Origin of the sequence: Thermovirga lienii (genome assembly GCF_036847465.1) — a bacterium.
Taxonomy (GTDB): Bacteria; Synergistota; Synergistia; order Synergistales; family Thermovirgaceae; genus Thermovirga; species Thermovirga lienii.
Genome location: NZ_DAITZW010000001.1, coordinates 136,097 through 161,395 on the forward strand (window position 1 = coordinate 136,097; position 25,299 = coordinate 161,395).

25 protein-coding genes are annotated in these 25,299 nt (G+C 42.0%); 9 read left to right on the forward strand and 16 right to left on the reverse strand.

Going from position 1 to position 25,299, the window contains the following annotated elements; all coding sequences use genetic code 11:
• Window positions 1-14: 14 nt before the first annotated feature.
• From rapZ to V7Z69_RS00740, 8 genes are all read left to right on the forward strand, one after another.
• Window positions 15-902 (forward strand): RNase adapter RapZ, encoded by an 888-nt coding sequence (gene rapZ / locus V7Z69_RS00705; protein WP_014163143.1) that lies wholly within the window; start codon window positions 15-17, stop codon window positions 900-902.
• Window positions 899-2,041, forward strand: coding sequence for a gluconeogenesis factor YvcK family protein (locus V7Z69_RS00710; protein WP_014163144.1), 1,143 nt, complete (start codon window positions 899-901; stop codon window positions 2,039-2,041). Before rapZ ends, V7Z69_RS00710 begins: the two co-directional genes overlap by 4 nt.
• A gap of 2 nt (window positions 2,042-2,043) precedes the next feature.
• Window positions 2,044-2,955, forward strand: a complete 912-nt coding sequence (whiA, locus tag V7Z69_RS00715) for a DNA-binding protein WhiA (RefSeq protein ID WP_334138116.1) — start codon at window positions 2,044-2,046, stop codon at window positions 2,953-2,955.
• Window positions 2,942-4,891, forward strand: a complete 1,950-nt coding sequence (locus V7Z69_RS00720) for an amylo-alpha-1,6-glucosidase (RefSeq protein WP_334138117.1) — start codon at window positions 2,942-2,944, stop codon at window positions 4,889-4,891. Before whiA ends, V7Z69_RS00720 begins: the two co-directional genes overlap by 14 nt.
• 98 nt (window positions 4,892-4,989) lie before the next feature.
• The gene (gene gap / locus V7Z69_RS00725; RefSeq protein WP_014163147.1) at window positions 4,990-6,012 is read left to right on the forward strand and encodes a type I glyceraldehyde-3-phosphate dehydrogenase; all 1,023 of its coding nucleotides are present in this window, start codon (window positions 4,990-4,992) and stop codon (window positions 6,010-6,012) included.
• 4 nt (window positions 6,013-6,016) lie between these two features.
• Window positions 6,017-7,204: a phosphoglycerate kinase gene (locus V7Z69_RS00730; RefSeq protein ID WP_334138118.1), complete on the forward strand. Its 1,188-nt coding sequence runs from the start codon at window positions 6,017-6,019 to the stop codon at window positions 7,202-7,204.
• A 26-nt stretch (window positions 7,205-7,230) separates the two neighbouring features.
• Complete coding sequence (gene tpiA, locus V7Z69_RS00735) at window positions 7,231-8,043, forward strand: triose-phosphate isomerase (protein ID WP_014163149.1); 813 nt, start codon at window positions 7,231-7,233, stop codon at window positions 8,041-8,043.
• Window positions 8,044-8,081: 38 nt separating this feature from the next.
• Window positions 8,082-9,110: an asparaginase gene (locus tag V7Z69_RS00740; RefSeq protein WP_334138119.1), complete on the forward strand. Its 1,029-nt coding sequence runs from the start codon at window positions 8,082-8,084 to the stop codon at window positions 9,108-9,110.
• A gap of 124 nt (window positions 9,111-9,234) precedes the next feature.
• On the opposite strand, the gene rsfS is transcribed toward V7Z69_RS00740, so the two are convergent.
• The 13 genes from rsfS to xseB all read right to left on the reverse strand — a co-directional run bounded on the left by rsfS (window position 9,235) and on the right by xseB (window position 20,570).
• Window positions 9,235-9,588, reverse strand: a complete 354-nt coding sequence (gene rsfS, locus V7Z69_RS00745) for a ribosome silencing factor (RefSeq protein ID WP_014163151.1) — start codon at window positions 9,586-9,588, stop codon at window positions 9,235-9,237.
• Window positions 9,589-9,625: 37 nt separating this feature from the next.
• Complete coding sequence (locus V7Z69_RS00750; protein WP_334138120.1) at window positions 9,626-10,843, reverse strand: LCP family protein; 1,218 nt, start codon at window positions 10,841-10,843, stop codon at window positions 9,626-9,628.
• Window positions 10,844-10,883: 40 nt separating this feature from the next.
• Window positions 10,884-11,522 carry a nicotinate-nucleotide adenylyltransferase gene (gene nadD / locus V7Z69_RS00755; RefSeq protein ID WP_014163153.1) on the reverse strand — a complete coding sequence of 213 codons (639 nt, stop codon included), beginning with the start codon at window positions 11,520-11,522 and terminating at the stop codon, window positions 10,884-10,886.
• A 45-nt stretch (window positions 11,523-11,567) separates the two neighbouring features.
• Window positions 11,568-12,893, reverse strand: a complete 1,326-nt coding sequence (obgE, locus tag V7Z69_RS00760; RefSeq protein WP_334138121.1) for a GTPase ObgE — start codon at window positions 12,891-12,893, stop codon at window positions 11,568-11,570.
• A 117-nt stretch (window positions 12,894-13,010) separates the two neighbouring features.
• Entirely contained in the window at window positions 13,011-13,292 is a 282-nt protein-coding gene (gene rpmA, locus V7Z69_RS00765; protein WP_014163155.1) for a 50S ribosomal protein L27, read from the reverse strand.
• Window positions 13,285-13,620 carry a ribosomal-processing cysteine protease Prp gene (locus tag V7Z69_RS00770; RefSeq protein ID WP_334138122.1) on the reverse strand — a complete coding sequence of 112 codons (336 nt, stop codon included), beginning with the start codon at window positions 13,618-13,620 and terminating at the stop codon, window positions 13,285-13,287. Before V7Z69_RS00770 ends, rpmA begins: the two co-directional genes overlap by 8 nt.
• A gap of 16 nt (window positions 13,621-13,636) precedes the next feature.
• On the reverse strand, window positions 13,637-13,951 hold the full coding sequence (rplU, locus tag V7Z69_RS00775; RefSeq protein WP_014163157.1) for a 50S ribosomal protein L21: 315 nt from the start codon (window positions 13,949-13,951) through the stop codon (window positions 13,637-13,639).
• A gap of 148 nt (window positions 13,952-14,099) precedes the next feature.
• Complete coding sequence (locus V7Z69_RS00780; protein ID WP_014163159.1) at window positions 14,100-15,770, reverse strand: DNA repair protein RecN; 1,671 nt, start codon at window positions 15,768-15,770, stop codon at window positions 14,100-14,102.
• A gap of 48 nt (window positions 15,771-15,818) precedes the next feature.
• The gene (locus V7Z69_RS00785) at window positions 15,819-16,694 is read right to left on the reverse strand and encodes an NAD(+)/NADH kinase (RefSeq protein ID WP_014163160.1); all 876 of its coding nucleotides are present in this window, start codon (window positions 16,692-16,694) and stop codon (window positions 15,819-15,821) included.
• A 29-nt stretch (window positions 16,695-16,723) separates the two neighbouring features.
• A complete protein-coding gene (locus V7Z69_RS00790) occupies window positions 16,724-17,554 on the reverse strand; it encodes a TlyA family RNA methyltransferase (RefSeq protein WP_334138123.1) in 831 nt (276 codons plus the stop codon).
• On the reverse strand, window positions 17,544-19,409 hold the full coding sequence (gene dxs / locus V7Z69_RS00795) for a 1-deoxy-D-xylulose-5-phosphate synthase (protein ID WP_334138125.1): 1,866 nt from the start codon (window positions 19,407-19,409) through the stop codon (window positions 17,544-17,546). Before dxs ends, V7Z69_RS00790 begins: the two co-directional genes overlap by 11 nt.
• Window positions 19,410-19,435: 26 nt before the next feature.
• A complete protein-coding gene (locus tag V7Z69_RS00800) occupies window positions 19,436-20,347 on the reverse strand; it encodes a polyprenyl synthetase family protein (protein WP_014163163.1) in 912 nt (303 codons plus the stop codon).
• Window positions 20,337-20,570, reverse strand: coding sequence for an exodeoxyribonuclease VII small subunit (gene xseB, locus V7Z69_RS00805; protein WP_014163164.1), 234 nt, complete (start codon window positions 20,568-20,570; stop codon window positions 20,337-20,339). The genes V7Z69_RS00800 and xseB overlap by 11 nt, the downstream gene beginning before the upstream one ends.
• A 154-nt stretch (window positions 20,571-20,724) precedes the next feature.
• On the opposite strand from xseB, the gene rpmB reads away from it, so the two are divergent.
• Entirely contained in the window at window positions 20,725-20,919 is a 195-nt protein-coding gene (gene rpmB / locus V7Z69_RS00810; protein WP_014163165.1) for a 50S ribosomal protein L28, read from the forward strand.
• A 25-nt stretch (window positions 20,920-20,944) separates the two neighbouring features.
• Here rpmB and V7Z69_RS00815 read toward each other — a convergent pair whose 3' ends face one another.
• The 3 genes from V7Z69_RS00815 to V7Z69_RS00825 all read right to left on the reverse strand — a co-directional run bounded on the left by V7Z69_RS00815 (window position 20,945) and on the right by V7Z69_RS00825 (window position 25,260).
• Window positions 20,945-21,670: a thiamine diphosphokinase gene (locus V7Z69_RS00815; RefSeq protein WP_334138127.1), complete on the reverse strand. Its 726-nt coding sequence runs from the start codon at window positions 21,668-21,670 to the stop codon at window positions 20,945-20,947.
• Complete coding sequence (locus tag V7Z69_RS00820; protein WP_334138128.1) at window positions 21,667-23,676, reverse strand: DNA translocase FtsK; 2,010 nt, start codon at window positions 23,674-23,676, stop codon at window positions 21,667-21,669. The genes V7Z69_RS00815 and V7Z69_RS00820 overlap by 4 nt, the downstream gene beginning before the upstream one ends.
• Before the next feature lie 258 nt (window positions 23,677-23,934).
• Window positions 23,935-25,260, reverse strand: a complete 1,326-nt coding sequence (locus V7Z69_RS00825) for a TldD/PmbA family protein (protein ID WP_334138130.1) — start codon at window positions 25,258-25,260, stop codon at window positions 23,935-23,937.
• Window positions 25,261-25,299: the final 39 nt, after the last annotated feature.

A 25,299-nucleotide genomic window follows, 5' to 3' on the forward strand; every position in this document is an offset into this window, starting at 1 on the left:
TTGAAAAAAGGAGCATGCATACAAAGAAAGTCCAAAAGTGTATTATTATTACCGGAATGTCAGGGGGAGGCAAATCTACCGTCCTTCACCTGCTAGAGGATAATGGGATGTACGCCATTGATAATATCCCTCCTAGTTTATTGCCTCAGCTAATGATGGTACTGTCCAAACACGAAGCCGCCATTAAAAACGGAGTTGTAGCTGTGATAGACATAAGAGGAGACAACCTCTTAGGGGACTTGTTTCACGCTATAGAATTTTTGAGAAAAGAGGGAACGGATGTCACGCTTCTTTTTCTTGAAGCTTCTGACGAGGTCCTTTTGAGAAGATATGAGATGACAAGGAGAAAACATCCTTTAGGGGAGAACAGTTCGATTCTAGATGCAATAAGGAGAGAACGCAAAAAAATAACTCCCATATTAGAAAATGCGGATGTCATATTAGATACCTCGAACCTAAAGCTTACTGAATTGAAAGAGAAGCTATTCGAGTGTTTATCCATTGAAAAGGAACCCTTTAAAATTCTGCTGTATTCCTTTGGATTTAAATACGGAGTTCCTTTGGATTGTGATTTCCTTTTTGATGTTCGTTTTCTCCCAAACCCTTATTACGATGAATATCTCAGACCCCTTTCTGGTAAAGATGAGAGAGTGAAATCCTTTCTTATAGCGTTTAAGGAAGTAGAAGAATTTTTAGAATACATGATTTCAATGTTGGAGTATGTATTGCCTTTGTATAGAAACACATGTAAACAACAAATAAATATGGCTGTAGGATGCACAGGGGGACGCCACCGCTCGGTAGCGGTTGTGGATTGGCTTTTTGAGCACTTCAGCAAAAGCTACGAAGGTATAATGGTGCATCATAGAGATATTGAAAAAGAGCAGGAGAGTTGGGGATGAACTGGTGGACTGCGTTTACTCTTGGGCTTTTGGCTGGTGGAGTCTTAACGTTTATTTTTTTCCTCGTGTTCAGGGAAGAACAACAAGAAGAACATAAAAAATCTACTTCACCCATGGCGCGATCAAGGGAACGCTCCATAATGAGCAAAGCCATAAATTTGAGGCTTGCCCAAGGACCACGTATCGTAGCGATAGGAGGGGGAACAGGACTTTCTACGTTGTTAAGCGGTCTTAAGGCATACACCAAAAATATCACAGCCGTTGTTACTGTTACCGATGAAGGTGGTAGCTCAGGAAGACTAAGATACGAGTGGGGCATGCTACCGCCAGGAGATATAAGGAACTGCTTGGTAGCCCTCGCGGAGAACCATGACTCTATTCATAAAATTCTTAATTTTCGTTTTGATCGAGGAGATCTAGCGGGTCACAGCCTGGGAAATCTCATCTTGCTGGCTGTTACAGAGATGACCGGAGATTTTCGTCTGGCTGTAGAAGAACTTAATAATTTGTTGGCTATGAGGGGACAAGTTCTTCCTGTTACAACTGAAGCCGTATCTATAGTGGGACAAACGGAAGAAGGGGAAATTCTTCGGGGAGAGTTGGAGATAGCTAAAAAAGGATCCCGATTAAAGTCCATATGGATAGAACCTAGAGGGGCAAAGGCTGCAAAGGGAGTGTTAGAAGCAATAGACAACGCAGATTTGGTGGTGTTAGGTCCTGGGAGCTTATTTACAAGTGTGCTTCCCAATATCCTCATAGATGATGTGGCACTGAAATTGCGATCGGAGGAGACAGCACCTAAAGTGTATGTAGCGAATTTGATGACCCAGCCTGGCGAAACTGAAGACCTTAGCATATTAGATCATTTGAAATGGGTGGAGAAAACTTTAGGCATTTTACCTGAATATATAGTCGTTAATGAAGGAGAAATGCCCAAAAATCACCTAGAGAGGTACAAGAAGCAGGGCTCAAAGCCTCTTTACATGGACAGATTTCAACTAAACCAAATTAGGCGTATGGGGACTAAAGTCATCATGGGAGATTTTGTTCATGTGTCTGAAGAAGGAACGATAAGACATCATCCTCAGAAGTTGGCTGAGACTATCATAAAAGTAGCACGAGAGATACGAGAGGGGTAAACATGGAAAAAATAAAGGATATTTTGTGGGATGAATGGATTCAGAGACCCACTACACGGGAGGATGCTACGGAAGAAATAAAAGGAATAGTTTCCGGGATGACCTGCAAGCCCGATGGGCGGAATGTAATATGTCAAAGTGGCAGATTGTGGGTCTTTGGAAGATTGAGAAAAATATGGAATTTATCCGATTGGGCTAAAGTGGTGGATCTTTCTTCGATATTAGTAATACCTAGGGATTTTAAAGGGAAAGTGTTGTTAAGGTTTCCTCCTGTTTTGTTCAAAAAAATTACAGGATTAGGAGATTCAAATCCAACGTGGTCGTGGATAAGTGGTTTTTTGGGAGTATGTGCATCCTTTTATCTTCCCAGAACGGGATATTATTTGGTTTTTAGGGGGCATCAGGGAAAAGGTTCTGATAGTCTCAATATGTTGTACCGCTTTCTTCTGAAACAAGGTTTTCCTGTTAAGATGCGGCACAAATCAGATGTTAGTGAGGTCATAATAAGAGATCAACAAAGCATCGTGGCATTGTTGGTGAAGACAAATCTACATAGAACATCTTTGGAACTGGAGCAGAAAGCCCTTTTACGGGCTCTTAGAGATACAGCAAATAAAATAGTCAACTGTGACGCTGCTAACATACGGAAGAGCTTGGAGGCGGCGCAAAGACAAATAGAAATAGCAAACGAGATCCTGGCCATGAAAAAGTACATCAAAGTACCAGAGTCGTATATTGATTTAGCTGAAAAGAGGATAGCCAATCCTACCGCTACATTGAAAGAATTGGGTCTACTTTTGGAGAGACCTGTGAGCAAAAGTACGATAGAATATAGGTGGAAGAAAATGGAGGAAATGTTAGGGACAGGGCCCAAAAAGATTGCGAAGGGGGATGGTCAAAATGTACTTCGGTAAAGCGGACGTAAATACCTTTGAAAGAGGCTCCAGCAGAGAATTTTTATTATCAAATGGAAAGGGTGGATATGCTTTTTCTACTGTAATAGGGGCTAATACCAGAAACGAACATGGATTACTAGTGGTATCTGGAGAGAAGTCCTGTGTTCCCACGGTGTATGTCAGTAAAGTAGAGGAAACCCTTTTCGCCAGGAATAAAAAGTATCAGCTTTCTACAAATCAGTATAAAGATACGGTGTACCCTGATGGTTATAGATATATACAAGAATACGAAGAAGACCCCCTTCCTACTACCTTGTTTGTCATTTACAACATAATGTTGAAAAAGACCGTATTCATGCCAAAAGGACTTCCCTGTACTGTGATTAAGTATGAACTGCTAACTAGTCAAGATCGGTTGCAGCTTGAAATTAGACCGTTATGTGCTCACAGAGAAATAGGCCTTACCTGCGATAATGTGTCTTTCGAGGCCGATATTGCAAAGCAAGTCCTGTCTGTAAGCGGCAATGGGTGTCAAAGCCATATATACGCCACTAGAGGTGAGTGGACTTATAAACCATTGATGTTTGAAAACCTTATGTACACTAGGAGCGAGAGTAGTATAAACGGTAAAAATATGGAAAATCTTTGGTCCCCAGGGGTTCTTTCTTTTGAGATAGGAGAGGGAGAAGCTGTTTATGTCGCAATAAGTTCAGAGCCGATGCAGCTGGATGAATCGAAGCTGATCAACATGGAAGCAGAGACGATAAAGTGGGTCAAGAACAAAACCAAAAGAGCCCCCACTCAAAATGTGTTGATCGCTTCTGAGTTGATAAAATCTGCTTCCAATTGCATAAAAGAGTTGGAAGACGGAGGGGCCACGGCAATATCTGGTTATCCTTCATTAAGGGAGTTTTCTAGGGATGCCTTCATATCTATCCCGGGTTTGGCTAAAGCTTACGGTGACCCCATAATAGGATTTAAAGTCCTCAGGACCTGGCTTGCGAGAGCCAAAGAATGTGGGTATATCATGCCTTCTGAAATGGATGGTATGAACAAGAAGCCTAAGATAGCAGCTGCCGATTGTGGTCTTTGGTTCATTTACGCTTTTTCGAAATTGATGGATCAAGCTGGAAACATTTCCGCCATGGAATCCTGGTGGGATGACTTAAAGCGATTAGTGGATAAGTATATTGAAGGCATACCTGAATTAGATTTAGTTTGCGACAATGATGGTTTACTCGATATTAAAACTAGAAACCCTGAGAGACATTGGATGAACGGCGTAGTAGACTCTAAGCCTGTAGTCGAAAGAAGAGGCAAGTTGGTGGAGATAAATGCCCTCTGGTATTTCGTTTTGCGGGAAATGGAACGATATTGTGATTTTATGGAGGATGAAAATGCCAAAAAGTACGGGGATTTGGCAGATAGAGTAGCCGAGTCGTTCCCCAGTGTGTTTTGGAAAAAAGAAGGGTATCTAAAAGATTGGGTAGATGGTAACGAAAGTGATGATTCCATCCGCTGCAATCAGATATTGGCTGTATCTCTTCCAATATCTCCGTTGGATCCAGAGAGAGGAAGGTCCGTGGTGGAAACTTGTTGGAGAGAACTGTACACTACTTACGGTTTGAGAACCCTTGATCCCCATGATGATAAATATAAAGGACGGAGCGAGGGGCGACAGGATCAAAAACAAAAAGCTCGTTTTAGAGGTATGGCGTGGCCTTGGTTGTTGGGGCAGTTCATTTCAGCGTTTGTAAAGTTCAATCCTGACAAGAAAAACATAGTGCAGTACTTTATAAAACCCTTCAGAGCTCACTTGAGGAGGGGATGCATAGGAGGCATAGCAGAGAATTTTGACGGCAGCATGCCTTATTTGCCCCATGGGGATGTGGTGTCTATCCTTAGTGTGGGAGAGATTCTTAGGGTAATTTACGAAGATCTGGCGGACCTGTAGATCTTACGTTATAAAAAGGTAGTCAAAGGCGAGCGTTAGCTCGCCTTTAGTATGGTTAAGATATGTTTTATTTAAAAGATAGAAGGAGGCATTCATAGATGAAGGATCGCAAAGTTAGGGTAGCCATTAACGGTTTTGGAAGGATTGGAAGGCTTGCGCTCAGGGCAATGTACGAGTACAGGCAGGACTGGTCTTTTGAGATCGTAGCTACAAACAGTAGGACCGATGCAGAACAAAGAGCGTACTTGTTGAAGTATGATTCGGTTCATAGGCGATTCAAAGGCACCGTTAAAGTTGAAGGAGATTCCCTTGATGTCAATGGTTCGAAGATAGAAGTTTTGAAATACCAAGATATAAGGGATATTCCATGGGGAGACAAAGGAATAGACATCGTAATCGAGTCATCCGGAAAGTATACCGATGCGGATAAGGCAAAAGGGCATATTGAGGCTGGCGCAAAGAAAGTTGTAATAACAGCACCTGCTAAAGGCGATGTTCCCACAATAGTTATGGGGGTAAATGAAAGTATATATGATCCTCAAAAACATTCCATCGTCTCCAATGCCTCTTGTACTACCAATTGTTTGGCGCCTGTAGTAAAAGTGCTACATGAACGTTTTGGTATAAAACAGGGGCTTATGACAACTACTCATGCTTATACGAACGACCAAAAGACCCTTGATGCCTCTCATAAAAAACTACATAGAGGAAGAGCTGCTGCTCTTTCCATCATACCTACCACAACAGGAGCTGCTAGCGCCATCGGTAAGGTAATACCCGAGTTAAATGGGAAACTTGATGGCATGGCGTTGAGAGTTCCGACTCCAGATGTGTCGGCAGTGGATTTGGTTGCTATATTAAACAAGAGGGTTACTGCCGAGGAGATCAACGAGGCCATGAAAGAGTATGCTGAAGGGGAGCTCAAAGGGATATTGGGTTATGAGACAGAGGATCTAGTATCATCAGATTTCATAGGTGACAGCAGATCATCTATTTTCGCGGCAATGCACACTGTGTGCATTGGTGACATGGCTAAAGTTATAGCCTGGTACGACAATGAGTGGGGTTATGCGTGCAGAGTCTTGGATCTAGTTGAGTACATGGTAAGGAAAGGGCTGTAAAAACATGAAAATAAGGACAGTTACCTCTGAAGCTATAAAAAACAAGAAAGTCTTACTGAGGGTTGATTTCAATGTTCCCATAAAGGATGGAAGGGTCATTGATGATTCAAGAATAAGGGCTCATCTTGAGACCATTCGCTTCTTAAGTTCTAACGGCGCAATAACGGTTCTGGTTTCTCATTTAGGGAGGCCAAAGGGCAAAAGAAACGATGCTTATTCATTAAGACCTATTGCCGCTTATTTTAAAGAGGTCCTTTCAATTGATGTGCAGTTTGTTGATGATTGTGTAGGCGAAGTAGTGAAAAATGCTTTGTCCAATGGGAAGCCACAGGATGTTCTGTTGTTGGAAAATTGCAGATTCCATCCGGAAGAAGAGCTAAATGACGAAAGTTTTGCTGCTCTTTTAGCGGAACCTTTTGATGTGTTTGTAATGGATGCTTTCAGTGCAGCCCACAGGGCCCACGCTACGACAAGAGGGGTAACGAAATTTCTGCCTGCTTACGCTGGTTTTTTGTTGGAGAAAGAGGTAAGCATTTTAGGTAGCGTCAGAGATAATCCAGAGCCTCCTTTGGCTTTGATCCTTGGTGGTTCCAAGGTGACGGACAAAATAGGAGTCATTGAGCACATGGCCAACAAAGCATCGACCATATTGGTTGGAGGAGCCATGGCTTTTCCATTCTTAGTTGCAAAAGGATATTCTGTCGGCAAGTCAAAGTGTGACGAAGAGAATGTCACCTGTGCAAGGCATATACTGAAGGTATTAGAGGATGAAGAAGTTGAAATTATCTTGCCGGTGGATATTGTTGTAGGTGAAAGCATGAATTCCCAACAAGCTTCGGGTGTGGTAAAAGTCGATAACGTCCCCGATAACATGATGGGATTGGACATAGGACCACAAACGGTAAAAGAGTTTTCCAAACATTTGGGAAAAGCCAAATCAATTATCTGGAATGGTCCTTTAGGATTATTTGAAAATCCTGCATTCTCAAGAGGAACGATGGAGATTGGCAAGATTGTAAGTGAAAAAGCAAAAGAGGGAGCTGTCGTAGTAATAGGTGGAGGAGACACGGCAGCTGCAGCTAAGGCTCTTGGTTTTGCTAGTGGAGTCACTCATGTTTCAACCGGTGGGGGGGCTAGCTTGGAGTTTTTGGAAGGTAAAATCCTCCCGGGGATTGAACCTCTTTTGGAGTAAAAATAGCTAAGAGGAAAGAGGGAGATATGGTGGTTCAAAAAAGAAAACCCATTGTGGTGGCTGCTAATTGGAAGATGAACCTCGGTCCTTCTGCAGCCGGAGACTACCTAAAGGATTTCATAGAACTAGTGAAGAAAGACACAAGGTTGATTAGCTCCATAGATAACAAAGAGGTGGAAGTGATATTTTTCCCGCCGTCGGTATCTCTTCCTTGTGTCCATTCCCACCTCGGCACCAACTATTTCATGTTAGGTGCGCAGAATGCTCACTGGCTTCCTAGCGGGGCTTACACTGGTGAAATATCTATCCCAATGTTGAAGGAAGTCGGGGTAACCCATGTGCTTGTGGGCCACAGCGAAAGGCGCTGGCTTTTTCATGAGACTGATGAAGTTATAAGCCTTAAAGTCAAGGCTTGTTTCGAGTTCGGAGTGTCGCCGGTACTGTGTGTAGGTGAAAGGGAAGAGGATCGTTTGGACAATAAAACTGAAGAAGTGATAGAAAAGCAAGTCAGACATGGCCTTTCTTTTTTGAAAGATTTCAATATGAAGATAACAGATGCCCTTTACATAGCCTATGAGCCGGTTTGGGCCATAGGTACAGGGAAAACGGCTTCTCCCAAAGACGCGCAAGAAGCCATTGGGTTTATAAGAGAGCTTATCGGAACTATTTATGGTCGAAACTGTGCAGATGCTGTGAGGATATTGTATGGAGGAAGTGTGAATCCTGAGAATGCAGAGGATTTGATAATGCAAGAAGATATCAATGGCCTTTTAGTTGGTTCTGCTTCCTTAAACCCCAATAAATTTTGTAGAATTCTTTCAAACGTTACCGTTTTGTGATTTTCGTGGTGAATAAGCTTGAGGGGAGGCAGGCTCATTTGTCAAAGAAAATATTGATAATCGGTACAGGAGGAACTATTTCTAGTGTGGATAGCGGGGAAGGGCTGTCTTCAGCCCTTCCTGTTGAAGAAATATTGCGCTTTTGCGAGAGCGAACTCAGTGATTTGGAATATAAAGCAGACGTAATGGACCTTCTCAATATAGATAGCACGCTTATTCAGCCAGAGGATTGGATAAAAATAGCAGAAGAGATAGGCAAGAATTTCTCCGTATACGATGGATTTATCATACTGCATGGAACTGACACTTTGGCATATACTGCCTCGATGTTGTCCTTTATGCTTAGAAATCCCACGAAGCCCATCGTTTTAACGGGTTCCATGAAGCCGGCCCCGATTGCAAACAGCGATGCTATACCTAATGTAGCCGATTCTGTTCGATTTGCTGTGAGCGGATGCCCAGGAGTTTATGTAGTTTTCAATCATAAAGTTATAAGGGCTTCAAGGGCAAGCAAAGTTGCTTCGGAGGATATAGATGCCTTTGTTAGCGTGAATGAATCTCCCGTTGCGTTGGTAACTTCTAAATATATCAATTACAGGAAAGATTTTAAGGCAAACATTGAGGGGCCTTTTTCTGTTGACGTACGAATGGATAACCGCGTCTTTGTGCTTAAGATTTTCCCTGGATTGGAACCGTCTATTGTTGAAACTGTTATTGAAAGGGATATTTCAGGGCTGATTGTAGAAAGCTTCGGGGCAGGAGGCCTTCCTTATAGGGGGAGAAATTTATTGGATATCTTATCCAAGGCAGCTGCTCAAATTCCAGTAGTGCTAACATCTCAAGTCCTTTATAACGGAGTTAACCTTCATACATATGAGGTGGGGATAAGGGCGCTTAAAGCAGGTGTTATATCTGCAGAAGATATGTCCAAGGAGGCTGCGGTCACTAAACTTATGTGGGTACTAGGTCACACCAAGAACATCGATGAAATAAGGAGACTTTTCAAGACACCCATCGCAGGCGAGATAAAGCAACATAAGATATATTATAGGACACCACAGAGCTAGCCAACAGTAATATAAAAGACGAAGCCAGTTAGCAAACGCGAATAACTTCAATGGCTTCGTCTTTTCTTATTTTATTTTTTTATTTTTATTTTTATTTTTATTATTGTCGTTATTTATACCTAACCTAAACGGGATCCGAGAAATGATGTATAGGACAACTCGACCAAAGGTTCTCTAGACGATAGAAATCTCGTCCTTGTCTAGAGAATATGTGCACCACTATGATACCAGCATCTATCAAAACCCAATTGGAGGTGCTCTCACCTTCGACTCTATAGGTCATTCCCATCTCTTCCAGTAGGTCCTTTGTGTATTCTACAAGCGTGTCTTTATGGACATCTGAGTTTGCTGTTGCAAGCACAAAGAAATCTGCTAAATAAGATTTCGACGAAAGATCAATAACCACTAAGTCTTCTCCCTGCTTATCAATGAGAGTACTCACAATCCTTGAAACTTCGCTGTTTTCTGTAATACTCATGTAATCCCTCCTTTGGGCTTTATGGAACTGCTCTAATCTAACTTTCTAACTTCTTCAATATCCTTTCGTAGTCGTGACCTAGAATCAACGTAATGGTTTTTACATCCGAGTTTTTGAAGATCATTTCTTCTTTTAGCCCTATGGTTGTGAAAAACGTAACCACCAAGTTTATGTCCTCATCTGCAAAATCTTTAGGAATCCTGACCGTAGTGTATTTATAGTCGAAATGCTTAGCATTTCCAGAGTAAGAGATTTCGGCTAAGCCTTTGCTTTGCATTAGATAGGCGAAGCGCTGCGCTAGTCTTGGCTTCCCATCACCGTTCAAGATTACTAAAGGCCACTTCAATTGGATAGTATTTTCAGCCTTTGCTGTTTCTTCTTTTGTGTTTCCATCGTTTTCTATTATTTTCGGTTTTGTCGGGGTACTGGCCAGAAACTCTGCTGCAGCAGCCAGGTCAGGTATCCAATAACTAACCTTTTCAATATAAGCAGGTCTTCCAGGCAACGTCGCTATAGCCACGTTTTCTCGAGGTATGTCTTTCAGGTAAGATGCAAGCTGAAGAGCCTGACTCATGGATATGTTAGTGTCGATCAAGCGCAAACCTTCCTTGATTAGGCTTGGTATCTTCGTGAGGATCTCTGGTTGTTTCAGCTTCTCAAATACGGCATTATAAAATTTCTTTTGTCGTTCTATTCTACCAATATCACCATACGCATCGTTTCTGAAACGTACATATCCCAGGGCTGTTTTTCCATCTAGATGTTGCATGCCTTTGGGTATGTCAATGTGAAGGTTTCCTGCCCTATCATGATATTTCAAATGTTTCGACACATATATGTCTACTCCACCTATCAGGTCGACCAGCTTGGGGAAACTATCGTAATTAACTACTACATAATAATGGATGGGAATTGCAAGAAGGTTTACTATACTTTTTTCCAAAAGCTCTATACCTCCATAGGCGTAGGCATGATTTATCTTCTGCCATCCTTTACCCGGGATCTGTGCCCTGGTATCCCTAGGTATGGTAAGAACTTTTATTACCTTTTTATCTATGTCCAATGAAGCGATAGCTATTGTGTCAGATCTGTTGCGTTTTTCTCCAGGGACTTTATCAGTCCCTACTATCAAAACGTTTACCGTTCCTGTTTTTTTGTCATATACTATGTTTTCCTTTATGTTTTCCGAGTTGGGATTCAAAAGAGGTATGACTTTAAATGCTGTCCCTGCAACAAGAGCAAAAATAGCTAACATGGATATTACAAGTATTTCTTTTTTAAAAAACACCTATTGATCACCATCCGTTTCTATTGTAAAGGGAGTTCTTATAAATATAGTGCTCCACGGGCCAAGGGACCAGATATCTAATGCTTTTGCCTTCAGAAACCCTTTTGCGAATCTCCGTGCTGGAAATGGCCAAAAGAGGAATTTCCAAAGGAATAATGCTGCTTTTTATCTCTTCTGGTAGTTCTTGCAGTTTGCTTTTATTGTAGCCGGGTCGGCTTACTGCTACTATATTACAAGTTTTGGCTATTTCAAAAGGTTCTTTCCAACTCATTATATCCAAGACAGCGTCAAGACCAGTAATGAAATAGAAGGAGACACTGTTCGGAGGAAACCAGTGGTGCATTTCTCTCAGAGTATCTATGGTATGGCTAGGTGTCCCTCTGTCTATTTCAACCCTCGACAACCGGAAATGGGGGTTGTCTAAAGTAGCGAGCATGGTCATTGTATACCTATGTTCGGAGGAAGAGATGTTCCTACCCCTCTTGTGGAAAGAATCTCCTGTTGGTACAAATATGACTTCGGCAAGGCCTAAAGAAAAATAAGCTTCTTCAGCCGCTACTAAATGACCAAAGTGGATCGGGTCAAAGGTCCCACCCATTATCCCTATTTTCCTTTTGGTAAGCCCCTCCCCCCTCAGAGGTGCCATCTCGTTTTTCCTCCTTAGTTTCAAGTTTTTAGTTTTATGTATCGGTTATTCAATATCCGTATCTGTATCAGGGATGTATTCAAACTCTAAGTTTCCAATTATTACTGAATCTCCTTCCTTTATGCCTGCTTTTTTAAGGAGTTCCTCAATCTCATAGCTTTTCAACAACCTCTGTAGCCGGTCAATAGAGCCTTCTATGTCATAATTGTACATTTGTACTTTCTTTTCCAAAAACGGTTGTTTGACCCTGAATATTTTACCCCTACTCGTCTTTTCTACAACTATTTCTGGGGGAATGGTTTTTTCGTACTCCTTATCTACATGCACTTCGTATGTCTTGGGCTCTCTCTTGGGTAGAGATTCTTTTCTGCAAATTTGGGATATAGAGGCCATCAATTCTTCGATATTGTCTCCATGTAACGCACTTACTGTAAAGACTTTAATGCCTTTTTTCATAAAGAACTCCGTAGTAGATTCAACAGCTTGCTTTAAATCACTGTCGGAGCTTGCCAGATCTATTTTGTTTATAATTATCAAATGAGGCAATTCCAAGAGGGCTCGATTGTAATGTTCAAACTCTTTTTTCAAGGTTTGCCACTGTTTTATCAAAGAGTATCCTTCTTTTTCTCTTCCCAAATCCAGGACAAAAAGCAGCATCCTCGTTCTTTCAATATGTCTTAAAAAGGCGTGCCCTAGACCCTTGTTCATATGAGCTCCATCGATCAAGCCAGGAATATCGGCTATTACTATCCGTTCCTTATCAGTTTTTAATACGCCAAGGTTAGGTGTGATAGTGGTGAACGGATAGTTTGCTATTAGCGGATTAGCGTTTGACATGGCGGCTAATAGGCTTGACTTACCGGCATTCGGAAGACCCACCAACCCTACATCAGCAAGAACTTTCAATTCGAGGTTTAACGTCCTTTTCTCTCCAGGTTCCCCTTTTTCAGCGTACCTGGGGGCTCTTCTCCTAGAAGATGCAAACCTGGCGTTACCAAGTCCTCCTCTACCTCCCCTAGCGGCGATAAATCTATCTCCTGGCACGATGAGGTCAGCGTAGACTTCTCCGGTTTCAGCGTCTTTAATTATGGTTCCGCATGGGACTTTTATTATGAGGTCCTCTCCGTTTCGGCCATGGCGATTGGAGCTGAGACCATTACCCCCGTTTTCAGCTTTGTAGTATCTTTGATAAGTTAAATCAGCTAAGGTGTGAATGTTGTTAGAAGCCTCAAGTATTACATCTCCGCCTTTGCCACCATCTCCTCCATCTGGGCCCCCTTTAGGCACATATTTCTCCCTACAAAAACTAGAGCAACCATTTCCGCCTTTTCCTGCTTCGACAATAATTTTAGCTGTATCAACGAATTTCAATTCAAGAACACCACCTAAAAGAAATAGGGCCCAAGATAAACTTAGGCCCTTTATATGTCCTCTTCAGGGCATAAAAACGTTCTTCCCAAAAGCGAGGCACCATCCCGGTATGGTAACCTACAAAGAAATCGGTTCTACTGCAACCACCTTTTTGCCAGCTTTGGTGATGAACTTGACCTTCCCGGAGGCCAAGGCAAACAAAGTGTCATCTTTGCCTCTGCCCACATTTGGACCCGGGTGGAACTTGGTCCCTCTTTGGCGCACCAAGATATTACCAGCCTTTACTATCTGTCCGTCGGATCTTTTGACTCCCAGACGCTTGCTTATGCTGTCTCTTCCGTTCGCAGTGCTTCCCTGCCCTTTCTTATGTGCAAAAAGCTGAAGATCAAATCTAATCATTATGGGCCACCTCCCAAACTTTCACGTAGTCGCTGTAACCATTCTCAATAGCCTTTAAACTTTTGGCAGCTGTCTCAAGAAGGATCTGGGCTTTTTCGCAATCCTCACTGTCCAACAGATATATCCCCATGAACCCTCTTTCCTTATCTTGCTTAACATCGTAGCCGCTGCACTTCAAGACTTCCCTTATACCTAATTCTACCATTTGGACCACCGTAGAAAGGGCAGAACATACTATATCTTTGCCATATTCATCGTAGCCTGAATGCCCTTCAACTTCTATTGCTTTTATTTTTCTGCCCTCTCGGTATATTCTAACGTTGGTCATTGATTAACTTATAGCTTTACAACTCTACGGACTCTATCCTCAGGGCCGTAAAAAGTTGCCTATGGCCATATTTGCGTCTTGACTGTTTGCGTTTGTTCTTATACTTGAAAACAATTATCTTCTCGCCTTTGCCTTGCTCTTCGATAACGGCTTTCACTTTGGCGTTCTCAACATAGGGATTCCCAATGTTTACGCCAGTGTCTTGTGCTACAACCAACACCTTCTCAAGCTCAACCATTTGACCTATTTCGCCTTCAATTTTCTCAACCTTGATTATGTCTCCTGGGGCAACTTTATACTGTTTTCCCCCTGTTTCTACTATAGCGTACATCTCCATCCTCCTTCCGCTGGACTTGCAGGCGCCACGGTTTGGTCTTTGTAAGCCTGCTCCAAGCGCACAGAATTATTGCAGCTTAGAAAGTTTAAAACTCTTCCCGCTATCAGTCAAGACCTTATTGGGTGTTTTTCATTATTTGGTTTTATATCCAGCTGACATTTGTAACAAGGGCTTTTGCATGTTCTATAGCCTCTGGAGCATCTTCATTACCTGCCAGCATTCTCGCCACTTCAAGAATTCTCTCTTCTCCAGTTACTTCTTTTACGATTGTATCATCTCCGTCTTTACATACCAAAAAATGTTGGTCCGCAAGGGCTGCAATGGAAGCCTCATGGGTAACCAATATTACTTGGCATTTTGATGATAGCTCCCTTAACTTTATTCCTGCCAATCTTGCTGCTTTTCCGCCTAAGCCCGCCTCCACTTCATCATATACGAGCACTTTGGGCAACATTTTGTCTGAAGCTGCTATTTGAAGGGCCAATAGTAGTCTGCTCAACTCGCCTCCAGAGGCTATTTTTGATACTGGTCCTTGTAGCTCCTCCCCTTTTTTCAGCACAAAAGAAACCACATCCGCTCCGTTTTGCTTCACTTTGCTCGTAGGAGACAAAGAAACAGCGAACTCAAAATCCTCCATTGCTAAATCCTTAAGTATCCTGTTTACTCTATCCTCTAAAAGCAAAGCGGCCTTTTGTCTTGCTTCCCTCAACTCCAAAGCTATCTTACTAATTTCCCTTCGATTTTCCATATTAGTACTTTTTAGCTGAAGAATGAGATTTTTGCTGTTTTGGAGCCACTTCAAGTTGCTGTCCATTTCTTTTATAAACTCTATAACTTCTTCTGCTGTTTTGCATCCCGTTGCCCTTTTTACTTTTCGAAGGGTTCCAAGGGATTTTTCCATAAACGCTAACTCTTTATCCAAATCATGAGTTGAATGCTTCTTTACTACTGCCATGCATAATTTCTCAAGTTTTTCCAAGCTTTCCAGTACGATCTCTTCATTTTTCCTGATGGTTTCTTCATCAGCCACTGCAAACTCAAGCAATCCTTCTCTAGCCTCGATGAACAGGTGGGCAACTTCCTGTATCAATCCTAAATCGGCCTGACCTCCAGTAAGTCTGTCCAATGTCTCCTGGATTTTCGACAAATGCTTTCTCTTAGCTTGTATTTTTATTAATTGTTCTTCCCATAATTTTTCGCTTTGGGGATTTAAATTCAACGACCTTGCTTCCTCGATTATCTCTCTTGACTCTTCAAACTTTTTCTTTATGCTCTCTTGTCTTTTGAGAAGTTGAATGAGCTCTTTTTCTTTCTTTACGGCTTCTGCGTAAATGTCAGCAAGCTTGTTTTTTATTGCTAAAAGATCTTCTCCCCCTGCTCCATCAAGAAGGTTAAGTTGTTTTTGTGGATCAAGAAGTTCAAGCTGGGAAAACTGGCTTTGTATCCCCATTATTTTCTCCATGATGGTATTTACGTACGATAAAGGAGACAGCTTGTTTTGGATATAGGTTTTGGTTCTACCATTTATGGACAGGGTTCTTTTTACGAAAAGAAATTCATCTTCGCCCATTATTTCAAGTAGTTCATCGTCATCAGTATTAGTTACATGAAAAACTGCTTCTATGTGGGCTTCATCCTTACCTGCCTTTATAAAGGTGGATTGAGCTCGTTTGCCTGCAACAAGCTCAAGAGCCCTTATTAGGCTGCTTTTTCCGGCACCGCTCTCACCAGTTATGACAACGAAAGAGCCTTTGAGTGCTAAGGAAGCTCTTGAGATACCACCTATATTTTTGAGGTGTAGTTCTCTTAGCATAATGTACACATCTCTCCTTAAAGGATGAAAATATAACAAGGCGGAAAGTTATTCGTACGTGTGGCCCCATTTGAATTTTTCTTGTAGAAGGGCATAATAATCCCTGCCCCGCAGCGTTATAATGCTTATGGTTTTTTCTTTGTCCAGCCACATGTCTATTCGATCCCCTGGCAACAATTCATATCCAAGCTGTCCATCTTGAGTCAGCATGATCTCCCGATTTTGGCCCTCCGGAACTATGGTTATTATATCGTTATCACTCAATATCATTGGTCTTGAGTAAAGAGTGTGTGCACATATTGGAGCAAGAATCACACAAGGAACGTGAGGTGGAACTATAGGTCCCCCTGCGGATAATGCATAAGCCGTGGAGCCTGTAGGAGTAGAAATTACTACTCCATCTGCTCTGAGATCCGTGAGGTGTCTTCCATTTACGTAAATTCCCAAGCTAACCAGCCTAGCAAAGGAACCTTTGGTAACTACTAAGTCATTCAATGCAAAGAGTTGATGCTTTTTTGAGTCTTCCCTATATATTTCTCCATGGAGTAACCTTCTAGATTGAATCGTATATTCGCCCTTAACGATTAGCTCCAGGTCCTCTTCGGCTTCATCTTTATTGCCACAGGAAAGGAAGCCTAGCTGCCCAGCGTTAATTCCGTATAAAGGAATATTTGCCCCGATTACGTATCTAGCCGCCCTTAAGAAGGTTCCATCTCCTCCTAAGACGATTGCCACGTCCACATTCTTTTTCCACTCCTCGTCAGGAACCTCTGGAGTTCCTAACACATGAGCTTCATGAGGTGGAAGGAGCATAGGTATCCCTTTTGTTTTACTCCACCGTAGCAGTCTTTCTGCTATGAGTAAAGCTTCTGTCTTTTTGGTATTTATGAGCATTCCAATTTTAAGGTTATTATTTTTGTTCAATTCGTATTTCTCCTTCCTTGTAGCTTTTGTTACATGAAACTTTCTTTCTCATGTGAGGACTTGACTACTTCTTCCAGCTTTTCTTTCGTTATTTTAATGTTTTCTTGATCTGTTTCTCCATTTTTCTTTAGCAAGAAAAGAAACTCTCTGTTGCCTTTTGGGCCCAGTATCGGAGAAAAGTCTGCATTACACAACTTGAAATTCGTCTCCTTATCTATGAAGTCAAGTAGTTGGGATAAAACCATCAAATGCACGTTTGGATCTTTTATTACCCCATTTTTCCCTACTTTTTCTCTTCCTGCTTCGAATTGGGGTTTAACTAAACATATGCAGTAGCCATTGCTTCTCAGTAGTTTTTCTGCTACAGGTAGTATTAATTTTAAAGATATAAAAGACACATCGATGCTTATTAGGTCAATGGTTTTTTCGAACATCTCAGGAGTAAGGTATCTAGCATTGGTTCGTTCCATTACCTTTACCCTTGGATCTTGCCTTAGTTTCCACGCCAATTGCCCGTACCCTACATCTACGGCATATACCATCCTGGCGCCCCTTTCCAACAGCACCTCGGTGAAACCTCCTGTGGAAGCTCCTATGTCCACACAACAGCATCCCGTTGGATCTATGCCAAAGACGTCTAGTGCCTTAATGAGCTTATATGCTCCTCTACTAACCCAACTTTTTTCTTCCGAGGTCAAAACAACATTACTGCCTTTGGATACTATGGATCCAGGTTTCCTTACAGGAATTCCATCCACTAGTATTTTCCCTGAAAGTATTAGTTCTTTTGCCTTGTTTCGGGATTCAACCAATCCTCTTTCTACTACTAGCACATCCAAACGTTCTTTATCAGTTTGCAAGGTATAATTTCACCACCTCTTCAGCGGTTAAGTTACATGCTTTTAGCTGATCTTGTCTTGAACCATGAGGGACAAATTGGTCCTGAATGCTTATCGATTTTAGTTTAACAAGGAATCCCTCGGTGGCAGCAATGTCACATATAGCTTCCCCTAGCCCTCCGGCCTTGTAACTTTCTTCGATAACTATTATTGTCACATGATCAGATAAGAGCTTTTTGATAGATTCCGTATCTAGAGGTTTTATGAAACGAACGTCGAAGATAGAGGGTTCTGGAAGACCTTTCTCTCTCGCTAGGGTGCATGCTTCATACGCAGTAACCAGACCTGTTCCATAGGTGATTATGGCCCATTCTTGGCCTTTTTCAAGCAGGATTCCATTCCCCCAAGGGGTACCGTATATGGAGCCTCTACCGACACGCAAAGGAGCAGTTCCTTTGGGGAATCTGATCATACATGGTTCATTTTTATTGAGGGAACCTTTGAGCATGTATTCTAATTCCATTAGGTCCCTAGGCGCCATTATATTTAGACCAGGTATACTTCGACCCCAGCATACATCCAAAAGACCATGATGAGTTGGTCCATCCTCTCCAACCAAGCCGGCTCTATCCACTGCAATCACCACAGGAAGCTTCTGCATGGCGATATCTATAACCAGTTGGTCTAAAGCTCTTTGCAGAAAAGTTGAGTATATTGATACTATAGGTTTAAGGCCTCCTGCAGCCAGACCTGCCGCGAAACTAAGCATGTGTTCCTCAGCTATGCCCACATCAAAAAATCTGTCCGGAAAGGTCTCATGGAACTTATGGAGTTTGGAGCCCTCCTTCATTCCTGCTGTAAGACAAACTATTCTTGGGTCATTTTGTGCAAGATTCAAAGTAGTCTCGGCTAAGGCCTCACTCCAACTTTTGGAGGACCATTCTATGTTGTAACACTCTTTGTTTTTCTCTTTTTTTGCAGGCGAGACACCATGGTATTTTTCCGGCTTTTCTTCTGCGTATGGAACACCTTTACCCTTTTGGGTTACCACGTGTATCAGTAGCGACCTGTCATATTTTGTAGCAAGGGTAAAAATGGTCTCCATTTCCTGCAAATTATGGCCATCGAAAGGCCCCCAGTAACTTATCCCTAGTTCTTCAAACATGTTTGCCGGTTGAAGAAAGTGTTTAATAGAATGTTTGAGGTGAGATATTTTTTTTTCTATGGAGTCTCCTTTAGGTAGAGATTTGCAATGCTCTTTTATTATCTTCTTAAGCTTTGTGTAAGCAGGATGAACGCTGAGCTTAGCAAGGTGATCAGCGAATCCTCCAACGCACTGATTTATGGACATTTTGTTGTCGTTCAATATAAGTATTACTTTGCTTTTTGTTTCTTTTATGTTGTTTAGAGCTTCCAGGGCAACGCCGTTAATTAGAGCCCCATCCCCTATTACTGCTACTACATGATGGTTTTGGCCTAAAAGGTCTCTAGCTTTGGCATACCCTAAAGCTGCAGAAATGGATATGCTGCTATGCCCTCCTATATAGTGATCTAAGTGGCTCTCTGAAGGATTTGGGAAACCACTTATTCCTCCCCACTGTCTCAAGGTTTTGAATTTATCTTTCCTGCCAGTAAGTATCTTGTAAGCATAACTTTGATGACCGACATCAAAAATTATTTTGTCTTTTTCTGGATCAAACACTTTCAATAGAGAAACAATAAGTTCGACTGCTCCTAAAGATGATGAGAGATGGCCACCGTTATTGCTGACTACCGTTATAATTTCTTCTCTTATGGAGTTGCAAAGCTCTTTTAGATTTTTATCGTCGAGGTTCTTTAGGTCCTTATAGTTATTTATTTCAGAAAGAGTAACCATTCAGCGCTCATCACCCTCTAGTATGTTTAATATGTCCTTGATTCCAAATAGATTGCAAACGAAGCAAGATATTTAGTGTCCTTATCGATCTTGCTCAAAGCGCCTATAGATTTTTGCGAGTGAAGCCTTGCAAGTTTCACAGCCTCTTCAAGTCCGTAGACGGCAATAAATGTATTTTTCCCTTGGGCTTCGTCCTTACCTGGATTTTTACCTAAAGAGTTTTTTTCTCCTATTACGTCCAATATATCATCGACCATCTGAAAAGCTACTCCAAGATGAGATGCATATGATGTTAGAGCCTTTATATCGTCGCTAGAGGCACCTGCCAATTGTGCAGGTGACACAACAGCTGCTTTTATAAGCGTGGCGGTCTTATAATATGCTATTTTCCAAGGGCTGAAAAATGAATTATTAGCCTCATGCATATCCATTGCTTGTCCGCTACAAATACCTGAGGGGCCTGCTGCCTCAAGAAGAGTTTTTGCGGCTTCCATTATATTGCTTTTGTCTAAGTTACCTATCGCTGTCAAGTTCCTAATCGCCTGCTCAATTGCATAGAGGAAGAGAGCATCTCCTGCCAATAAAGCCATTGCTTCACCGTAAACAACGTGGTTTGTGGGCTTGCCTCTCCGCAATGTGTCGTTATCCATGCATGGCATGTCGTCATGTATAAGAGAGGCGGTGTGTATCATTTCGACCGCTGTAGCTAAAGGCAAGACTTCCTCTTCTCTCAGGCCGAAAACCTCGCCTACGGTCATTGTTAAGACAGGTCTTATCCGCTTACCGCCAGCCATGAGAGAGTATGTCATGGACTCCCACAGCGTATTTGGTACATTCGGCAGGCCTTTTTTAGAGATATTTCCCAAATGTTCTTCGAAAACCGTCTTTTTATTGTCATAATATTCGATAAAATCTTTCTGAAGGACATTATCTCTCATCGTCAGCTTCCTCTGTTTCAGGGGTTGTTGTGAAGACATCCTTCTCAAGTTCTTCTGATAAAATCCTGATGGTCTGCTCTGTATTCTCTAGAAAGGTCTTGCAATTTTTGACCAACTCCACTCCTTCCTTGAATAGCTCAACGGATTCTTCCAAGGTCAAATTACCAGAATCCAACATTTGGACGATCTCTTGTATTCTCTCCATGTTTTTTGTAAAAGTCATTTTCATTCACCTCGGTAGAAATTATAGACTATAATCTAACTACGAAGTATAAAAATATGCACATGTCACTTGCAATGTTGCAGAAAAAGGTTAAGGCGTGGTAAAATGCAGTTCGCTTGTCGAAGAAGTGGCTAGTAGTGAAGGGGGAATTATCATGGCAAAGGTTTGCGAATGCTGTGGCAGAGGGCCTGCGACCGGTAATAGAGTTAGCCATTCCAATCGTCACACCAAGAGACGTTGGGAGGTCAATCTCCAGAGTGTAAAGGTTGACCTTGGTGGAAACGAGACTCGCAGGATGAAAATTTGCACCCGCTGCCTCAAGTCTGGCAAAGTCAAGAGGGCCCTATAAGGGACCCTTTTGACTTTTTTATTATTTAGAAGTTCAAGTATACCCCAAGCCACCCCTTTTGGACGCTGACATTAATTCCTTGGTTCTCAGAGGAAGGGTGTAGTTTATTGCTCACCGCGAAGGGGTGGTGCTGTGATAATGTGTATTCCTGAAGGGGCCACACCACGTTATCTATGCTTACTCCGATACAATGATCCGATAATGCTAGCAAAGAAATGTTTTTAGGTAACTTTTTGAAATCTAGAGAGATCGATGTTTTTCCTTTCAAAAAATACAATATCTCCTTATCATCAGCCATAGCAATGGTCGAAATACCCCACTCGTCTGCCCAAACCGCAGAGTGGACAATACTGTAAAGGTGGTCAAACCTCCCTCCCCAGCATCCTGTCAGTAATATAGAGGCATTTTCACATCTGTTGCTGGCTTCCTTCAGTGCCAACTGCAGATCCGTCAAATCTTTCATGGTGGGGTAAGTTACAAGCTCCACCATGGTCTTTTGGGCTCTTGTCAGTTCTTCTTCGCTTATGCTGTCCTTATCACCTATATACAAGGTTGGGGTTATACCTGCTTCCAAACAATAGATTAATCCTCTATCTACAGCCCAAAAGGGGTATCCTTTTCGGACCAGGAAAGAAAGCCATTTTTTATCGGGTCTTCTCCCACCAGCCACAAAAACTAACACTTTGCCTAAAGATCTCTTGGAGAATGTTGCTTCAACTTGAGGTAATTCCAGGAAGCTCTTTGTTCTCATACGTTGTCCCTCTTTAGGTGCTCTCCCAAGATTTGTTTTGCCTCTTCAAGGTCCACCAATATATCCCTAGGTTTAGCACCATCAGGAGCGCTCACTATCCCCAAACTTTCAAGGGTATCGATCAACCTTGCGGCTCTCGTGAAACCAACGCGAAGCTGTCTCTGTAATCTACTGGCAGAGGCTATACCCGTTTGCATTATTATTTCTAAAGCTTGCTCCAAGAGGGGATCATAGGATTCTACAACTTCGTTTGGGTGATTGTTATTTGCTGTGTCTATATCGATGTACTCTGGTTCTCCAAATAGGCGAATTAAGTATTCTATAAAGTTTGTTATAGCAGTTTCGTTTATCATAGGTGCTTGCATCCTGACCGGCTTGGAGAGCCTAGGAGTGAGGAACAACATATCCCCACTGCCTAAAAGTTTTTCTGCTCCTGCGATATCTATAACAGTTCTTGAATCAGTTTGAGATGGCAGAGTGAAAGCAACTCTGGCTGGTATGTTAGCCTTTATCAAACCAGTTACAACGTTAACGGAAGGTCTTTGTGTAGCTATTATAAGGTGCATTCCGGTGGCCCTCGCCATTTGGGCAAGCCTACATATATAGTCTTCCACTTCCTTTGGAGAGGTAAACATTAAGTCTGCCAGTTCATCTATTACAATTACTATATAGGGCAACCGGTCCTTTGGTAAAACCTTGGCATTATATGTTTTGAGGTCTCTTGCTCTGGCCTGAGCGAATTTTTCATAACGTCTTTCCATTTCAGACACTGCCCAAGCTAAGGCATGTACTGCCTTTTTAGATTCCACAACGGGTGGCATAAGAGTGTGAGGCAACTTTTCAAATATCTTCATCTCAACACGTTTAGGATCTATTAGTAAAAGGCGCATTTCCTCTGGACGTCTGGCATAGCAAAGGGAGGTTATGCAACTTGATATAAAAACACTCTTTCCTGAGCCTGTGGTTCCTGCTACCAATAGATGGGGTAGCTTCTCTAAAGGAACGGTTAAATGTCTTCCGTCCACTGTTGTTCCTATCGCGATAGGCAGATCTCCTTCTGATTCACTAAAGGATTTATGTTGGATAATGCTCCTGAGATGCACCGGCTTTCTCTTTGGATTGGGTATTTCCACACCAACATATGTAGTTCCAGGTATGGGAGCTTCTACCCTCAAGTTAGCTACGCCCAGAGCCACGGCAAGATCGTTGGTCAAGGCTGCAACTTTGCTCACCTTTACTCCCGGAGCAAGCTGTAACCTGAACTGGATAACTGTTGGGCCAACTACTACTTCAGCCATCTGTGCTTCTATGTTGAACTCCCTCAGCGTGTCAATTATATTGTTACTTTTTTGATCTATTAGTTCCTGGCTAAAATCCTTATCAGAATTAAAGGTTTCTGGGCCTAGGATATCTAGAGGTGGGGGGAAAACCCCCTGTTCGACTTCGCAAGTTAGCGGTAGTTCGCTATCTTGTTGTGCAGTTTCTTCTTCATCTATGGCTTCCAGTGAGTTCGAACATTCAACAGAATTTTCTTCTACCACCAGAAATTGGCCCACTTCTTGCCCTTTATGCTTCCTAACGACTATGTCCTTGACTTTAGGGCTTCTAAGATCGCTCTCAGTTTGGTGACTGTCTTCTTGTGATGCTTTACTATCCTTTTGGGGTGACTGTGCTTTTTCGAATAATGATTCCATTGCAAGTTTAATCTTTCCGTATGAAATGAAATCCAAAAGCCACAGTGCAATAAATACTGCAGCAAACCCCAAAAGAATGGTACCAAAAGGGCCTGCAAACATAAGTAGGCTATTGGATATTACCTGTCCATACAGTCCAGGCGTCATCCATGGGCGTAACTTTATCAATACTGGGAATCCTGAAGTTTTATACAAATGTAAGGCCAACGACAATGCGAAATAAACCAGAACTGTCGCAGCAAGCTGCCGAAAGAAGTGGGGTATGGGTTTCTTGATTAAAAGGGCAATGAAGCAATAAAGCCCAAAAGCCAAAGGGATAATTGCCCCTCCTCCACCATATAACATTATGTATTTATGAAGAAAATGGCCGATCCTCCCCGTGTAAAAGCTAAAGTATGAAGCTATAAAATACAAATCTAGTAGGATAGCCAATAGAAGCGTGATATTTCTGCATAGCGCAAGGCGCCTTTCGGTGAGGAAAGGTTCTTTTATTTTTTGTTGAGCCTTATCCCGCTTTTTGCTTCCTTTTTTCTGTTTTTGATTACGAGAGAAAAAGACATTTCCCAACATTTATGCGTGTGATCCTCCCACAATTATCTCATCTATTAGAACAGTTGGCTGTCCATCAGTTACAGGTACTCCCTGACCTGATTTTCCGCAAACTCCAGCATCAAACATTAAATCCTTCCCAATTTTTGTTATTTTATTGAGGACCTCTGGTCCATTTCCTGTCATTATGGCATTTTTTACGGGATATTGTATTTGTCCTTTCTCTATGTAGTATCCTTCTGAAACATGAAACACAAAATCACCTGTAGTGGGATGCACTTCGCCCCCTCCCATTTTCATGACTAAAAGGCCTTTTTGAACAGAGTTGATAATTTCTTCACTTTCATAGGTTCCATTACCTAGTATAAACGTATTCGACATCCTAGGAATGGGAATATGTCTAAAAGAAGCCCTTCTGCCATTTCCAGTTTTTGGTAGATCGTATTGCAATGCGGAGGCAATGTCGGTGAGGTAATTTTTAAGTATGCCATTCTCTATGAGTATGGTCCTCGAAGCTTCTGTGCCCTCATCGTCAAAACAATAGCTTCCGTATAGATCGGGTAATGTAGGATCATCCACTAAGGTTATTTGTTCGCTTGCTACCTTTTGCCCTATTTTATCTTTATAAACGGAGAAATCTTTATTGATAATGTCAGCTTCCAATCCATGTCCTACTGCCTCGTGGATCATGGTTCCTCCACTTTTACCGCTCAATACGACTTGCATGACTCCTGCGGGGCATGGTTTAGCTTCAGATTGTAATAAAGCTCTTTTGATTGCTTTTTCTCCCATTTTCTCTAGATCATTTTTATTTAAAAAGGCATCTAAATCCAAAGCCATTGCGTGGGATTCCATTCCCGTATAAAGGATGCCGTCTTTCTCAACGACTACATGTATGTAAACTTTTGAGGAATCTCTTTTTTTGTTTACGATCTTACCTTCAGAAGAAATGATCTTTATCACGCTTTTTGATGTACTAATGTTTATGAGCACTTGTTTGATCGATGGAGATGCCCTTCGTATCTTTTTCTCCAAATCCACCAATATTTCGATATTTGGAACCTTTACATGTAACCTATCAGGAATCAGATCCTTGTTTTTGAAGTTTATATCCTTTGATGTCATTCCTGCTTTTTCTTCGCAATTCTTCAGACAGGCTCTTATTGCATTTAAATCCGTGCCATTCGAGGAAGCGTAGACAGTATTTCCATTAAGGAAAAAACGAACCCCCGTTCCGTGGGTGTGATTTGATTTTACTTCTTCTACTTTACCATTATCTAGACGTACTGTGTGAGAGTCCGTTTTTTGCAAAAATACATCGCCGTGATCCAAGTTTTTCTCGCTCATATATTCGCTTATTTTGAATAGGTCATCCATAGCCTTACC

Coding starts and splice junctions, on each gene's coding strand:
- rapZ (WP_014163143.1), top strand. CDS start 15: ATGCATACAAAGAAAGTCCAAAAGTGTATTATTATTACCGGAATGTCA.
- V7Z69_RS00710 (WP_014163144.1), top strand. CDS start 899: ATGAACTGGTGGACTGCGTTTACTCTTGGGCTTTTGGCTGGTGGAGTC.
- whiA (WP_334138116.1), top strand. CDS start 2,044: ATGGAAAAAATAAAGGATATTTTGTGGGATGAATGGATTCAGAGACCC.
- V7Z69_RS00720 (WP_334138117.1), top strand. CDS start 2,942: ATGTACTTCGGTAAAGCGGACGTAAATACCTTTGAAAGAGGCTCCAGC.
- gap (WP_014163147.1), top strand. CDS start 4,990: ATGAAGGATCGCAAAGTTAGGGTAGCCATTAACGGTTTTGGAAGGATT.
- V7Z69_RS00730 (WP_334138118.1), top strand. CDS start 6,017: ATGAAAATAAGGACAGTTACCTCTGAAGCTATAAAAAACAAGAAAGTC.
- tpiA (WP_014163149.1), top strand. CDS start 7,231: ATGGTGGTTCAAAAAAGAAAACCCATTGTGGTGGCTGCTAATTGGAAG.
- rsfS (WP_014163151.1), bottom strand. CDS start 9,588: ATGAGTATTACAGAAAACAGCGAAGTTTCAAGGATTGTGAGTACTCTC.
- V7Z69_RS00750 (WP_334138120.1), bottom strand. CDS start 10,843: ATGTTAGCTATTTTTGCTCTTGTTGCAGGGACAGCATTTAAAGTCATA.
- nadD (WP_014163153.1), bottom strand. CDS start 11,522: ATGGCACCTCTGAGGGGGGAGGGGCTTACCAAAAGGAAAATAGGGATA.
- rpmA (WP_014163155.1), bottom strand. CDS start 13,292: ATGATTAGATTTGATCTTCAGCTTTTTGCACATAAGAAAGGGCAGGGA.
- V7Z69_RS00770 (WP_334138122.1), bottom strand. CDS start 13,620: ATGACCAACGTTAGAATATACCGAGAGGGCAGAAAAATAAAAGCAATA.
- rplU (WP_014163157.1), bottom strand. CDS start 13,951: ATGTACGCTATAGTAGAAACAGGGGGAAAACAGTATAAAGTTGCCCCA.
- V7Z69_RS00780 (WP_014163159.1), bottom strand. CDS start 15,770: ATGCTAAGAGAACTACACCTCAAAAATATAGGTGGTATCTCAAGAGCT.
- dxs (WP_334138125.1), bottom strand. CDS start 19,409: ATGGTTACTCTTTCTGAAATAAATAACTATAAGGACCTAAAGAACCTC.
- V7Z69_RS00800 (WP_014163163.1), bottom strand. CDS start 20,347: ATGAGAGATAATGTCCTTCAGAAAGATTTTATCGAATATTATGACAAT.
- xseB (WP_014163164.1), bottom strand. CDS start 20,570: ATGACTTTTACAAAAAACATGGAGAGAATACAAGAGATCGTCCAAATG.
- rpmB (WP_014163165.1), top strand. CDS start 20,725: ATGGCAAAGGTTTGCGAATGCTGTGGCAGAGGGCCTGCGACCGGTAAT.
- V7Z69_RS00815 (WP_334138127.1), bottom strand. CDS start 21,670: ATGAGAACAAAGAGCTTCCTGGAATTACCTCAAGTTGAAGCAACATTC.
- V7Z69_RS00825 (WP_334138130.1), bottom strand. CDS start 25,260: ATGAGCGAGAAAAACTTGGATCACGGCGATGTATTTTTGCAAAAAACG.